Origin of the sequence: Sutterella sp. KLE1602 (assembly GCF_001578585.1) — a bacterium.
In the GTDB taxonomy this organism is placed as follows: Bacteria; Pseudomonadota; Gammaproteobacteria; order Burkholderiales; family Burkholderiaceae_F; genus Sutterella; species Sutterella wadsworthensis_A.
The window spans coordinates 1-12,526 of record NZ_KQ968555.1; the positions used below are offsets into that span (position 1 = coordinate 1).

A 12,526-nucleotide genomic window follows, 5' to 3' on the forward strand; every position below is an offset into this window, starting at 1 on the left:
TCGGAGGCTTCCTGCGGCTGTTTCTGTGAAAAACGCCGTCATTTTGCGCATTCGCTTCTCATTCCCTGCAGGAAAGGCGTATTCAGGCAAAGACGCAACGTGCCGGAGGCGGATTTCGGTGCAGGGAAAAATCCTGAGAGCCGAAGACGCAGAAAGGGCGCCCGTCCGAATGGTCAGGGCGCCCTTTCGCGTTCATGTCGGGTGCCTTGGCTGCGTCAGTTTTCGACGGTCTTCTGCGCGGGCATGTTGCCGAGGATCCAGTCGAGGAAGCCGCCCTTGTTGCGCGAGCAGACGAGGACCTTGCCCGTGCCGCGGAACTTGAGCACGACGCCTTCGCCCGTCGTCTGGCTGTTGACGAGCTTGCCGAGGAAGCCGCTCTTGCCCGTGTTGATGCTCAGGTCGTAGCTCAGGCGTGCGTTCCAGGCGACGAGGTGGCCGTTGTCGACCGTGATCGGGCGCTCGGGCGTGACGTCGAGCTCGCGGATGGAGCCGAAGCCCGAGACGGCGATGCGGCCGCTGCCCTCGGTGCTCATCACGAAGAAGCCGCCGGAGTCGCCGAGCAGCGCGCGGCCGATTCCCTGGGACTTCGTCGAGAGTTCGACGCCCTCGGTGCAGGCGAGAAAGGCGCCGTCCGAGAGCAGGTACTGCGCAGGACCCACGTCGAGGATGCGCACGTCGCCGGGAAGGTTCGGCGCGAGGAGCACCGTGCCCGCCTGGTCGTCCGCCTCGATCCTCTGCTGGAAGAACGTCTCGTCGTTCATGAACTTGCGTGCGATCGAGCCCATGAGGCCGCCGCGGGTCTTTCCCTTGAGGGAGAGCGCCGTGTCCATGGCGACCATGGCGTTCGACTCGGCGAGAATCGCCTCGCCCTTCTCAAGCGTCACCGCAAGGAGCGGATCGATTCCACCCGTAATCTCAAAAGCAGCCATCTCGTGGTCTCCGGAAGTGATTCGATGATCATGCAATTATAGAAAGCCGGCCTTCGCCGCCATCCCCTGCGTCACATTCCGAAAAGGCTTTTTCTTTTTTTCCGCCTTCGGGAGGGCGCGGCGGGAGAACGAATCGAAGGACAAGCCGAAGGACGATGGGCGGGAAAAAGGAAGGGCCGCGTCCTTCCCATGAAGGCCGCGGCCCCTTAGGACCGATAGTCAGCCGGCGGCTAGCCGAGCTTCACCGCCATCTTCGCGGCATCCATGTGCCTTGCGATGTAGCGGATCTTCGGATGCGTGCCCGTAGCTTCGTTCATCGGGCGGGCGGCCTCGATGAGTTTTGCGGTTTCGGGCGTCGGGTTGTCGTAGTCGACGAGCGTCATGGCGTGGATGCCGCAGGCCTCGACGCAGGCCGGTAGCAGGCCGCGCTCGGTGCGGTGCACGCACAGCGTGCAGTGCTCGGCCTTGCCCGGCGTGCGCTCGGTGTGAGGCTTGGCCGGACGCACGACGAGCGGCTGCTTGTCGCCGAAGTAGCTGGTCCTGCCTTCGGTGTTGAAGACGGGAACGTCGTACGGGCAGGCATTGGCGCACATCTTGCAGCCGATGCACTTCTGCTGGTCGACGAGCACTTCGCCGTGCGGGCCCTTGTGGATCGCCTTCATCGGGCAGACCTTCATGCAGGCCGGATCGTCGCAGTGCATGCAGCTCATGCGGAACCAGTTGATGACGTTGTCGCGGACGTTTTCGTCGCGCTTGATCTTTTCCCAGAAGATGCCGGGAGCGACCTGGTTTTCTTCCTTGCAGGCGACCGCGCAGGCAAAGCACCCGGCGCAGCGGTCGACGTTGACGATGATGCCGTAACGGGACATGGTGAACCTCCTTTATGCCTTTTCAACGCGGATGCAGACGTCATTGCAGCACGGGTAGCCTGAGATCGGGTCCCAGTTCTTGCGCGGAATGAGCGGCTGCGTTTCCTGATCGCCGCGCCAGCCGTACTGGGCGTCGATGAGGCCGGGCTGGCAGAGGATCGTCACGCGGACCTTGGCACGCACCTTGTGGTCGCAGTAGGGCGAGACGAGCCAGACGCCGTCGCCTTCCTTGATGCCGAGCTTTTCGGCGTCCTTCGGGTGCATGTTGATCGTGCTCTCGGGTTCGAGCTCAAGCAGGTAGGGCTGGTCGCTACGGGTCTTCGAGTGCGTGATGTACGGGCGCCTCGTGCCGTTGAGGAGCTTGAACGGATATTCGGCCGTGGGCTTGGGCGGCTCGACGTAGACGGGCAGGCCGGGGAAGCCGTGCTTGGCCTGAAGGCTCGCGACGAGCTCGATCTTGCCCGACGGCGTCCTGAAGCCGGGCTTGCCGTCGAAGCGCAGAAGCGCCTTCTCGTGCTTGCCGGTCGTCTGCGGCGGGAAGAACTCCACGGTCTGCAGGTTCGGAAGCACGCCCTGCTGCTTTTCATACGTGACGCCCCAGTCCTTGAGGATCGAGTCGCAGGCCTTGACGGGATCGCCGTGGAAGAAGGTCTCGGGGTCGCAGACGGTGGCGCCGATCGTGCAGGCGATCTTCCAGTCCTCCCAGACTTCGCCCTGAGGCTTCACGGGACGGTGCACGCTCACCTTGCGGCCGTGCACGCCGAAGGGCGCGTAGCGCTCGAAGTTGAGGGCGGCGGGCAACACGATGTCCATGTCGTGATGCGTTTCGTCACGGTAGAAGTTGTCGGCGGCAAACGAGAAGTCGACCTTCCTGATGGCCTCCTGATACTGTTCGGGCGAGGGCCAGATGAGGGCGTTCATGCCGAAGCCCGCGAGCGCGATGACGGCGCTCATGAGCGAGGTGGGCACGCTCGCGACCGTCTCCATGATGGGATTGACGTAGCTGTAGCAGGCGAAGAAGCCGCCGTTGCCGAGGCCGATGGCGCCGAGCACGAGCCAGGGCGTCAGGTGTCCGAGAAAGCGGAACTGGGCTCTGAAGCCCTTGTTGGGCAGGGCGGGCACATGGGGCATCCAGAGCCTGAGCGCCAGAATGAGGAGGAGCGCCGCACAGGCCACGACGGCGAAGGTGGCGCGCCACGAGAGCGACCACGCGAGGAAGCTGCCGAGCGGCACGCCGACGAGGTTGGCGATCGTCATGCCCGTGACCATCAGGCAGACGTCTCGCGAGGCCTGGCCGGGCGCCGCGAGACTGATCGCCACGATGGCGCCCACGCCGAAGTAGGCGCCGTGCGGAAGGCCCGCGATGAATCGTGCGGCGAGCATCGACCAGTAGTCGAAGGCGAGGGCCGCGAAGAGGTTTCCCGCGAAGATCAGACCCGCCAGGAGGTAGAGCATGCGCGAGAGCGCGATGCCGCGGGCGGCGACCACCATGACGGCGACGCCCGCACACACGCCGAGCGCGAGGGCGAGAAGGTGTCTGGGCATGTTGCTGCCTTTTTGGCCGGCGTGCGTGCGCCGTGCCTTTGGTGCGTTTGTTGTATTGACTGAGGCTTAGGGAAAACCCGGGTGCGGATTGGAGCGCGAAACGCCGTGACACATCGGGGCGGCAGGCGTTTTGAGAAGGGAAAAACGAAAGAACTCCCGCCTGCAGGGCAGACGGGAGTTCTTGGAGGCCTGCAGGACGCCGTCCCTGAGGACGGCGCCTTCAGTCATCGGCTTGAGTCCGATTACTTCTTGGCCTTGTCGGCGGCAGCGGCCTGCATCGCGTAGATGTAGGACTGCTGGCCGGCGATGCGGCCGAAGGTCACGATGTCGGCCTGGGCGTTACCGCCGAGGCGGTTGCCGCCGTGGACGCCGCCGGTGATTTCACCCGCAGCGAAGAGGCCCGGAACGACCTGGCCCTTGGTGTTGTAGACCTGGGTCTTGGAGTCGATCTTGATGCCACCCATGGTGTGGTGGACGGCCGGCGTGACCATGATGGCGTAGAACGGAGCCTGATCGAGGTTGCGCGGCATGTCGGCGCGGCCGAAGGCGTCCTTGCCGGCAGCCTTGCCCTTCTTCCAGGCGTCGATGGAGGCCTGGAGTTCGGCGGCGGGAACGCCCATCTTGCCGGCGACTTCTTCAATCGTGGCGCCGGAGACGCAGTAGGACTGCTTGATGTACTTGTTCGTGGCCTTCAGGGACTTCTGCATGTCGGAGTCGAAGAAGAGGTAGGCCACGCCGTCCTTCTGCTTGAGGATGGCGGCGGAGACCGCGTCGCGGGTGTTGAGCTCGTTGAAGAAGCGCTTGCCGTCCTTGTTGATGAGGATGGCGCCGTTGCCGCGAACGGCTTCGGTGATCATTTCGCCGACTTTCGGCACCACGGTCGGGTGCGTCTGGATTTCGGTCATGTCGATGAGCTGGGCACCGGCCTTTTCAGCGAGGACGAGGCCGTCGCCCGTGGCGCCCGGATGGTTCGTCGTGGCGAAGCCCTTCAGGCGGGGCACGTACTTGGAGACGAGGTCGTTGTTGGCACCGAAGCCGCCGGCGGCGTCAACGACGGCCTTGGCGTGGATCGTGTAGGTGCCGTCCTTCTTGTTCGTGACCTGGATGCCCGTGACCTTGCCGTCCTTCATGAGGATCTTCGTGGCCTGCGTGTTCATGCGCATGTCGATCTGGCGGGCCTTGGCGGCATTGTAGAGGGTCTTGACGACTTCAGGACCGACGAGGGCGCCGCCGGTCGGGCGGTGCGTGCGGGGCTGGGAGGCGCCGGCCATCAGGCCGACGTCGCGCAGGTCGCCGCCGAGGGCGAGGAGCCATTCGACGGAGCCGGCAGCGCCGGAAACAAGCGTGCGAACGAGTTCGGGATCGTTCTTCCAGTGACCGCCCTTCATCGTGTCGAAGTAGGCGATTTCAACGGAGTCCTTCGTGCCCTTGGCCTGCTGCAGGGCCGTGCCGGCAGCATTGAGACCGCCAGCGGCGCGAATCGTGTTGCCGCCGGGCATGCCCATCTTTTCAACGACGACGACCTTGGCGCCGAGGTTGGCGGCTTCCACTGCGGCGGAAAGGCCTGCGCCTCCCGCGCCGATCACGGCGACGTCGACGGTGATGTCTTCGGCAGCCTGAACGCCGGAAACGCCGAAGGCGGCGGCGACAGCAGTGGCAACCAGAATCTTCTTCATGGAAAGTTCTCCTATCTCAAGTCTTCCGAACCCCCGCCGGTCTTCTTCGGACCTCTCCTAGCGGGCATTCGGGAAATTGTGTGCCGGACAACAGGTCCGGCTTTTTTTCCAGCCCTAAATATAGAGGAGAGTCCCATGTTAAGACGCCCTGAAATTTGCCGTAACGCAAACGTTTGCAATAAAGCGCACTGAGAGAGGGAAGAAGAGGAAAAAAGTGCCGCTTTCAATAGGTTGAAATACCCATATAGAGGTAGGTTAGATCCCTTATTTAAATGGGCGGGCGGCGGGTGGAATGATGTCGGCGCGAGGAGCTTGCGCAGAATGCGGGTGCATTTGATGATAGGGGGAAACGTGGTCAGGTATACCCTCTGAGTGGTAGTGTTGATGGGGCTTTCCCCGAGTGGGTAAACCCGTTTGGCAAAAGACCCAATGGTACTGATCGGACGGGGCCTTTATGATGAACTGCATGAAGACGGACAGTCGAGGGCCGGCCAATGCCGCGCGTCCCCGCAAAAACGGCGTTTCAGGCATGTGTTCCGGACCAGCTGCCCCCAACTAGGCCTTTCATCGGCGTTCTGCTCCCCGATCCGTCAAGGAGAAACCATGCACAAGATCCCCACCGACGCCTTTGACATGCTCGTCACGCTTGAAAAGCGCCCCTTTGAACGCGCGGGTCGCGAAGTGGTCGTGCGTCTTCTCGACGAGACGCTCCCCGATGGCACGAAGCTCGTCGCCGCCTCCGATCCCTCCTATCCGCCCGAGCTTGCCGCCCTTGAGGAGCATCCCGCCGTGCTCGTGCACGAAGGCGACCTGTCGCTCACCGAGCGCCAGCTGCGCGTCTCGATAGTGGGTTCGAGGGATGCGTCCGACTCAGCCCGCGCCGATGCGCGTCGCGTCGCCCGCGAGCTTGCCGCACGCGGGGCCGTCGTCGTCTCGGGGCTTGCCGCAGGCATCGACACCGCCGCCCACGAGGGCGCGCTCGAGGCGAGGAGTCCGTCGGGCACGGTCGGGCGCACCATCGCCGTCATGGGGACGCCGCTCTCGCAGCCCTGGCCGCCCGCCAACGCGCGCCTTGCGCGCCGCATCGCCGAATACGGCCTGCTCATCTCGCTCGCCCCTCAGGTGAACGGACTCTCGTTCACGGACGAGGAGCGCGCGGAGAGCCTTCGCGCACGCAACCGCGCGATCGCGGCCCTCGGGCTCGGAAGTCTGGTGATGGCGGGAAAGGAGGGCTCGAGCACCCTGCGCGAGGTCGCGTTCTCGCTCGAGCTTGGACACCCCGTGCTGCTGTGGCACTCGATCGTCGAGGAGGGCGAGCCGTGGGCGATCAGGCTTCTTGAGAATCCTCCCCTCGATTCGCAGGGACGCCCGCTCGTTCAGACGGTTTCGTCCGCCGCGGACGTGGAGGAGGCGCTGTCGCCCTGGAGCACCGTCTGGTGGCTTTGATGGGAGGACAAGGAGGGAAGAGGACGGGGCCTCGCCGGAGGTCCCTGAATCGGAAGGGAAAAATCCATTTTACTATGAAGGACCTGCAGTAATAAACCCGTCCGTTGGCCTTTCCTGACGTGCCGCAAGAACCGTTCAAAGAAGGGGCTTGAGTGCGGATGCTTGTTCTATGATGATTCAAGCAAGCACTTGCGCTTCTCTCTCGAGCTCCCGTGTTGCATCATTACCTCCTGGCTCAACCGGTGAAGCTCGCGCAATATGAAGCTTGCTGTTTCCCCGCAGTGCGGCAGGCCCAAGCCTCTTCCCGTAGCCCGCTGCGGGTTTTTTTGTCCCGTGCATTTCCGCACGGTCCGCCAAAACACAACAACACTGCACAACGCACAACAGGCCCTCATCATGACCTTCTCCGTCTGGCTCACATTCCTCGGCGCGAGCCTGCTGCTTTCTGCCGCTCCCGGTCCCGACAATCTCTTTGTGCTCGCGCAGAGCGCCGTCTACGGCGTGCGAGCGGGCGTCACCGTCGTGTTCGGCCTCATGACCGGTCTGGTGCTGCAGACGTTCTTCGCGGCCTGTGGCCTTGCAGCCGTCGTCGCGGCCGTTCCTGCACTCTTCATGGCGATCAAGCTCGCGGGCGCCGCCTATCTTCTTTATCTTGCCTGGGGTGCATGGACCCACGCGGCCGATCCCGTCGGCACGGAGCGCGCCGTCGAGCTCTCGCCCGTGCAACTCTGGCGCCGCGGCCTCATCATGAACATCACGAACCCGAAGGTGCAGATCTTCTTCCTTGCCTTCTTCCCGCAGTTCGTCGCACCCGGCACGACGGGCTGGGCTCTGGTCCTTCAGATGGTCGTGCAGGGCCTCACCTTCATCCTCGCCACCTTCGTCGTCTTCTCGGCCATCGCCTGGGCGGCGGGCGCTGCGGCGAAGAAGCTGCAGAGCCCCGCATTTTCGCTCTGGCTCAACCGCGGCAGCGCTGTGCTCTTCCTCGCGCTCGCGGTCTTCACGGTTTTCTCCTGAGGGCGGGTTTTCCAAAGCCTTCGTTCCCAAAAGCAAAGAACGGGAGCCGGCTCCGAGTCCGCTCCCGTTCTTCATCCCTGTATTTCGGGCGCCTCATCGTGCGCCGGAATCATTTATCACCAGCAGGCGCGGCCGCCATGGAACCCGAAGCCGTGACCGAAGCCGAAGCCGCAGTCGCCCCGGTCGTGATCGCGGTGGCCGTATCCTCGGCCGTCGAACATGTGGCGACCTTCGCCGATGCCGAATTCGTCGGCGGCGACCACCTTGCCCGTCTGCGCGTCCACGAAGGTGTGGACGTCCGTGCCGTCGTCCTTCACCACGCGGACGTCCAAGACGGGACCGTATTCGCGGCTCATGTGCAGGCGGGCGGAGCGGGTCTGTCCGCCGTAGGCCTCTTCGGCCGCAGCAGTTGCGGCGCTCATGCCAACCTGCGGCTGCGCGTTTTCCGTGATCTGCGGGACGGATGCGGGGGCGGCGTCGACGGCCCAGGCGGTGGTGGCGGCCGTCATGGCGGCAGCGGCGAGAATGGCGGCAGTGGTGTTCTTGATCTTCATTGTCAAAACCTCTTCAAACAGTTGCAGTTGCCGGTGCGCGGGAGAGCGGCTCGCTTGCCGCGGCGCACTGTTCGAATCGGACTGAAGTCTAAGAAGTGAAAATTAGCGCAGACATGGGCGGAACTGAGGACTTCCTATGTCAGTGCAACGAATTTTTCAGACAAAAAGGCACCCGCAGACGTCTTGTCCTGCGGGTGCCTCAAAAAGATATCTCGGATCGGGAGATCCTGAGAAGGACTTGTGCGGGCGTCAGATGTTGCGCTCGACGAAGGCCTTGAGCTCGCCCGGCGTCTTCACCTCGACGATCCGGTCGACTTCCCTGCCGCCCTTGAGCGCGACCATCGTCGGGATGTGCTGCACGGCGTACTTCGCGACGACCTGCGGATTCTGCTCGGAGTCGCAGGAGGCGAAGACGGCGCGTTCGGCGTTGACAGCCGCGAGCTGCGTGAAGAAGGGCTGGGCGCGGCGGCAGTCGGGGCACCAGCTCGCGCCGATGGCGAGAATCACGGGCTTGTCGGCTGCAATCACGGATTCGACGTTGGCGTCGTTGACCATCACGATGTCGTTCATGAGAATTTCTCCTTCAAGAGGACGGGAGCTTTCGGGGCGGCGGGTTCGCCTGCCTCCGGGATGCCGTCGTTTGATTTGTTAGATACATCCTATCATGTACCATCCTCTAATTGCAAGTGTTTTCTGCTTGCGTGACGCGACTGTTGGACGTCAGACATCTTTTGCAACCGCGTTGCAGGCGTTTAGACGCTGTTTCTTGTGAAGAAGGCAGGGCGCCAGCAGAAGTTTTCGTTTGCGGGTGCCCTTTTTTTCATAATCCAAAAACATTTGGAATATTCGTGCGTGGTCCATGGTTCTTCAGGCCGTTCGCGTGGTGGCCTTGAAGGGGGCGGCGGCGCTGCCGAGGGCCTTGAGCATGGCGTCCCTGTCGCCGAGGTGTTCGGAGACGATCTTCACGAGGGCGGAGCCCACGATGACGCCTGCGGCGCCCGCTTCGAGCGCGCGCCTGACGTGTTCGGGCGTGGAGATGCCGAAGCCGAGCAGGGCGGGCGGGGCCTTGGCCCTCTCGAGGTCGCGGATGATGCGCTCTGCGGGCGTGCCCGAGGCGTGGTCGGTGCCGGTGATGCCGACGCGCGAGAGCAGATAGGTGTATCCGCTCGTGAGTCCCGCGATTCTTGCGACGCGCTCGTCGGAGGCGTTGGGCGGCACGATGGCGACGAGGTGCAGGCCCGCCTCGCGGGCGGCCTCGTCCCATTCGGGCTCGGCCTCGCGCATGCTCGTCGGGAGGTCGGGAATGAGCACGGCGTCTGCGCCCGCGTCGGCGGCGGCCTGCATGAAGCGCCTGACGCCGGGGGGCGCGACGAGGTTGATGTAGAGCATGAGGCAGACGGGCGTCTCGGGATGTGCGGTCCTGAACCTGCGCAGTACGTCGAGGCAGCGTGCGGGAGTGGCGCCGTTGGCGAGGGCCCTGTCGGCGGAGGCCTCGACGACGGGGCCGTCGGCGCACGGGTCGGAGAACGGGATCCCGAGCTCGAGGGCGTCGGCGCCCGAGGCGACGAGCGTTTCGAGAACGGCGAGCGAGGTCCCCGGATCGGGGTCGCAGAGGTTCACGAAGGGGACGCATGCGCCCTCGCGCCTTTGGGCGAGTCGGGCGAAGAGGTTTTCAAAGCGTTCGGTCATGGCGTCTCTCATTCAGCAGTGTTTCCGTTGTGTGTTCCGTAGTCTTTTTCCGCATCTCAGTCGGCGTAGGCCCCGAGTGCGTCGGAGCTGAGGCGGCCGTCCTTCAGGCAGCCATCGGCCTCGAGCCTCGCGGCCACCTGGAAGATGTCCTTGTCGCCTCGGCCCGAGAGGTTGACGACGAGCTTCTGTTCCTTTTCAGGTTCCGCGCGGGCCATCTTGAGCGCGTAGGCGAGGGCGTGGGAGCTTTCGAGCGCGGGGATGATGCCTTCCTTGAGGGAGAGTTCGAGGAAGGCGCCGAGGGCTTCGCGGTCGGTGACGCTCACGTACTCGGCCCTGCCCGTGTACTTGAGGTGGGCGTGTTCGGGGTCGACCGACGGGAAGTCGAGGCCGGCCGAGATTGAGTACGACTCGTTGATCTGGCCTTCGGGCGTCTGCATGTTGTAGGAGCGCGCGCCGAAGAAGATGCCGAGCTGACCCTCGCCGAGCGTGACGCCGTGCTTGCCCGAGGCGATGCCCATGCCCGCGGGCTCGACGCCGATAAGGCGGGTGTCTTCGAAGGGCCTGAAGTCCGTGAAGAGGCCGATGGCGTTGGAGCCCCCGCCCACGCAGGCGATGACGGCGTCGGGCAGGAGTCCGTTCTCGGCCTCGGCGAACTGGGCGCGGGCCTCCTCGTCGATCACCTTCTGGAACTCACGCACGATCGTCGGGAAGGGATGCGGGCCCGCGGCGGTGCCGAGCATGTAGTGCGTGTCCTCGAAGGATTCGGCCCAGTTGCGAAGGGCCGCGTTGCAGGCCTCCTTGAGCGTGCCGCTTCCCGCCGTGACGGGCACGACCTCGGCGCCCATGAGCTCCATCCTGAAGACGTTGGGCTTCTGGCGCTCAACGTCCTTGGCGCCCATGTAGATCCTGCACTTGAAGCCGAATAGGGCCGAGGCGAGCGCTGTGGCGACGCCGTGCTGGCCCGCGCCCGTCTCGGCGATCACGCGGGTCTTGCCCATGCGCTTCGTGAGGAGCGCCTGGCCGAGCACCTGGTTCGTTTTGTGGGCGCCGCCGTGCAGCAAGTCCTCGCGCTTGAGGTAGATCGTCGTCTTCGTGCCCTCCGTAAGGCGCGTGAGCCTCGTGAGCGGCGTCGGACGGCCCGCATAGGTCGTCAGCAGGCGGTCGAGCTCCGTCCTGAAGGCGGGATCGTTCGTCGCGTCGACGTAGGCGCGCTCGAGCTGGTCGAGGGCGGGAAGGAGAAGCTCGGGGACGAACTGGCCGCCGTATTGGCCGAAGTAGGGATTGAGCAGCATGATGGAGATTCCTTTTTCGAGTTCGGTTCTGTGTAGTTCAGTGTGTTCGGTTTTCGGGGCTGCGTCGGGGGCATCCCCGCACGGCGCCCGCGAAGAGGGCCAGAAGGCGCGGATCCTTGAGGCCCGGCGCCGACTCGACGCCCGAGTTCGCGTCGAGCCCCGCCGCACCCGCAGCTGCGGCGGACCGTGCGTTTTCGGGCGTGAGTCCGCCCGCGAGGCCGTCCGAGGTGCCGTCGACGACGATCCTTTCGGCGAGTCCCCGCTCGAGAAGCCCCTCGAGCCTGCGGGCCGCCTCGGCGAGCGCGACGGGGTCCTCGGGGAGAGCGGCCGCGAGATGGAGGGCCTTTCCCGGAAACAGGACACGAAGTCCTTCGAGGTCTGCGTCCGTCACGTCACCGTGGATCTGGAGGGGCGTGAAGGCGCCTGCGGCGGCGGGCGAGGCGATGGCCCGGAGAACGTCCGTTTCGTCTGTGTCGACGACGGCCGTGACGGGCATCGTGAGGCCGAGGGCCTTCGTGCGTTCCTTGATCTCATTCGAGAGGACCGCGAGTCCTTCGGGTGTGACCGCTCTGGGTGAGCGCTTCGCGAGCACGACGCCTGCTGCGGAAAAGCCCTCGAGCGCGGCCCTGGTCGCATCGTCGGCCCGTGTGATGCCGCAGACCTTCATTTCGCCGAAGACGAGTCTTCTCACGGCGAGCGAGACGTCGTCGGCCTGATTGAGGACGGAGCCCACGAGGAAGACGCGGGCCGCGCGTGCGACGCGCTCGACGTCGGCGTGGGTGCGGATGCCGGACTGGGCGACGAGGCGCCCGACGGGGACGACACGCCGCGGTTGCCGTGCTTGGCGATCCTGAGACCTGCGCCCGCCGCGGCGAGCGCCGTCATCGTCGAGACGTTGATCGTGCCCGCGCCGTCGCCGCCCGTGCCGACGATCTCGCCCACCTCGAAGGCGGATTTCGGGAAGGGCCTCGCGGCGCGCAGCATCGCGGCGGCCGCTCCGCGGATTTCGTCGAGCGTCTCGCCCTTCATCTTCAGGGCGGTGAGAAGGGACGCAAGCTCAGGCTCGCTCATGCTGCCTGCAAAGACCTCGGTGAAGAGGGTGTCGGTTTCGGCAGCGCTCAGGGGCTGCATGCGGTAGAGGGTTTCAAGTCGGGCATCCATTTCGTGCTCCTTTCATTCCCGGTCGGCTTTTTCCGTTGGTTTTCAATTGATTTTCAGTTGATCCTGTGTTTTCGCGGACGCTTCAGGGGAGGCGTCCCGCGGGGATTCCGGCCGTGCCGGCGGGCGCGCGGAGAAAGCCGGGCCAGGGCCTGGCCTCGGGCTTGAGGGTCTTCAGGAGCAGTTGTCTGATGAGGGGGAGAACTGGGCTTGACATCGCAAAACCTTTGTCTGGTGCTTGCGGTTGCCGAACCGGAGGGAGAGACTGGATAAAAGAAAACCCGCAGATTCGACATCCGCGGGTTGTGGGGAAACTGTTGACAGAACCCGTGCGCCGCAAGCCTCTCATTT

The 12,526-nt window shown here is 64.5% G+C and carries 12 protein-coding genes; 2 read left to right on the top strand and 10 right to left on the bottom strand.

Going from position 1 to position 12,526, the window contains the following annotated elements; translation table 11 throughout:
* Positions 1 to 215: 215 nt before the first annotated feature.
* From HMPREF3036_RS07650 to HMPREF3036_RS07665, 4 genes are all read right to left on the bottom strand, one after another.
* On the bottom strand, positions 216 to 929 hold the full coding sequence (locus HMPREF3036_RS07650) for a TIGR00266 family protein (protein WP_062333223.1): 714 nt from the start codon (positions 927 to 929) through the stop codon (positions 216 to 218).
* A 230-nt stretch (positions 930 to 1,159) separates the two neighbouring features.
* The gene (locus HMPREF3036_RS07655) at positions 1,160 to 1,798 is read right to left on the bottom strand and encodes a 4Fe-4S dicluster domain-containing protein (RefSeq protein WP_062333226.1); all 639 of its coding nucleotides are present in this window, start codon (positions 1,796 to 1,798) and stop codon (positions 1,160 to 1,162) included.
* Between the two features lie 12 nt (positions 1,799 to 1,810).
* Positions 1,811 to 3,343, bottom strand: coding sequence for an MFS transporter (locus HMPREF3036_RS11580; protein WP_082897409.1), 1,533 nt, complete (start codon positions 3,341 to 3,343; stop codon positions 1,811 to 1,813).
* Positions 3,344 to 3,585: 242 nt separating this feature from the next.
* Positions 3,586 to 5,019: a flavocytochrome c gene (locus HMPREF3036_RS07665; protein ID WP_005434717.1), complete on the bottom strand. Its 1,434-nt coding sequence runs from the start codon at positions 5,017 to 5,019 to the stop codon at positions 3,586 to 3,588.
* 603 nt (positions 5,020 to 5,622) lie between these two features.
* Here HMPREF3036_RS07665 and HMPREF3036_RS07670 point away from each other — a divergent pair.
* Together HMPREF3036_RS07670 and HMPREF3036_RS07675 are read left to right on the top strand one after the other, a co-directional pair.
* The gene (locus tag HMPREF3036_RS07670; RefSeq protein ID WP_005434716.1) at positions 5,623 to 6,465 is read left to right on the top strand and encodes a DNA-processing protein DprA; all 843 of its coding nucleotides are present in this window, start codon (positions 5,623 to 5,625) and stop codon (positions 6,463 to 6,465) included.
* Positions 6,466 to 6,861: 396 nt separating this feature from the next.
* Entirely contained in the window at positions 6,862 to 7,482 is a 621-nt protein-coding gene (locus HMPREF3036_RS07675) for a LysE family translocator (protein ID WP_038006579.1), read from the top strand.
* Between the two features lie 116 nt (positions 7,483 to 7,598).
* Here the strand turns inward: HMPREF3036_RS07675 and HMPREF3036_RS07680 are convergent, their stop codons facing one another.
* From HMPREF3036_RS07680 to HMPREF3036_RS07705, 6 genes are all read right to left on the bottom strand, one after another.
* Entirely contained in the window at positions 7,599 to 8,036 is a 438-nt protein-coding gene (locus tag HMPREF3036_RS07680; protein ID WP_062333228.1) for a PepSY domain-containing protein, read from the bottom strand.
* A gap of 249 nt (positions 8,037 to 8,285) precedes the next feature.
* The gene (locus HMPREF3036_RS07685) at positions 8,286 to 8,606 is read right to left on the bottom strand and encodes a thioredoxin family protein (protein ID WP_005434700.1); all 321 of its coding nucleotides are present in this window, start codon (positions 8,604 to 8,606) and stop codon (positions 8,286 to 8,288) included.
* 297 nt (positions 8,607 to 8,903) lie between these two features.
* A complete protein-coding gene (gene trpA, locus HMPREF3036_RS07690) occupies positions 8,904 to 9,725 on the bottom strand; it encodes a tryptophan synthase subunit alpha (RefSeq protein WP_062333236.1) in 822 nt (273 codons plus the stop codon).
* Between the two features lie 56 nt (positions 9,726 to 9,781).
* The gene (gene trpB, locus HMPREF3036_RS07695) at positions 9,782 to 11,017 is read right to left on the bottom strand and encodes a tryptophan synthase subunit beta (RefSeq protein ID WP_156469781.1); all 1,236 of its coding nucleotides are present in this window, start codon (positions 11,015 to 11,017) and stop codon (positions 9,782 to 9,784) included.
* Positions 11,018 to 11,054: 37 nt separating this feature from the next.
* A complete protein-coding gene (locus HMPREF3036_RS07700) occupies positions 11,055 to 11,750 on the bottom strand; it encodes a phosphoribosylanthranilate isomerase (protein ID WP_062333230.1) in 696 nt (231 codons plus the stop codon).
* Positions 11,705 to 12,178 carry a hypothetical protein gene (locus HMPREF3036_RS07705; RefSeq protein WP_062333233.1) on the bottom strand — a complete coding sequence of 158 codons (474 nt, stop codon included), beginning with the start codon at positions 12,176 to 12,178 and terminating at the stop codon, positions 11,705 to 11,707. Before HMPREF3036_RS07705 ends, HMPREF3036_RS07700 begins: the two co-directional genes overlap by 46 nt.
* Positions 12,179 to 12,526: the final 348 nt, after the last annotated feature.

What these genes read in the sequence shown, in the direction of transcription:
- HMPREF3036_RS07650 (WP_062333223.1), bottom strand. Translation starts at nt 929, where the DNA reads ATGGCTGCTTTTGAGATTACGGGTGGAATCGATCCGCTCCTTGCGGTG.
- HMPREF3036_RS07655 (WP_062333226.1), bottom strand. Translation starts at nt 1,798, where the DNA reads ATGTCCCGTTACGGCATCATCGTCAACGTCGACCGCTGCGCCGGGTGC.
- HMPREF3036_RS11580 (WP_082897409.1), bottom strand. Translation starts at nt 3,343, where the DNA reads ATGCCCAGACACCTTCTCGCCCTCGCGCTCGGCGTGTGTGCGGGCGTC.
- HMPREF3036_RS07665 (WP_005434717.1), bottom strand. Translation starts at nt 5,019, where the DNA reads ATGAAGAAGATTCTGGTTGCCACTGCTGTCGCCGCCGCCTTCGGCGTT.
- HMPREF3036_RS07670 (WP_005434716.1), top strand. Translation starts at nt 5,623, where the DNA reads ATGCACAAGATCCCCACCGACGCCTTTGACATGCTCGTCACGCTTGAA.
- HMPREF3036_RS07675 (WP_038006579.1), top strand. Translation starts at nt 6,862, where the DNA reads ATGACCTTCTCCGTCTGGCTCACATTCCTCGGCGCGAGCCTGCTGCTT.
- HMPREF3036_RS07680 (WP_062333228.1), bottom strand. Translation starts at nt 8,036, where the DNA reads ATGAAGATCAAGAACACCACTGCCGCCATTCTCGCCGCTGCCGCCATG.
- HMPREF3036_RS07685 (WP_005434700.1), bottom strand. Translation starts at nt 8,606, where the DNA reads ATGAACGACATCGTGATGGTCAACGACGCCAACGTCGAATCCGTGATT.
- trpA (WP_062333236.1), bottom strand. Translation starts at nt 9,725, where the DNA reads ATGACCGAACGCTTTGAAAACCTCTTCGCCCGACTCGCCCAAAGGCGC.
- trpB (WP_156469781.1), bottom strand. Translation starts at nt 11,017, where the DNA reads ATGCTGCTCAATCCCTACTTCGGCCAATACGGCGGCCAGTTCGTCCCC.
- HMPREF3036_RS07705 (WP_062333233.1), bottom strand. Translation starts at nt 12,178, where the DNA reads ATGGATGCCCGACTTGAAACCCTCTACCGCATGCAGCCCCTGAGCGCT.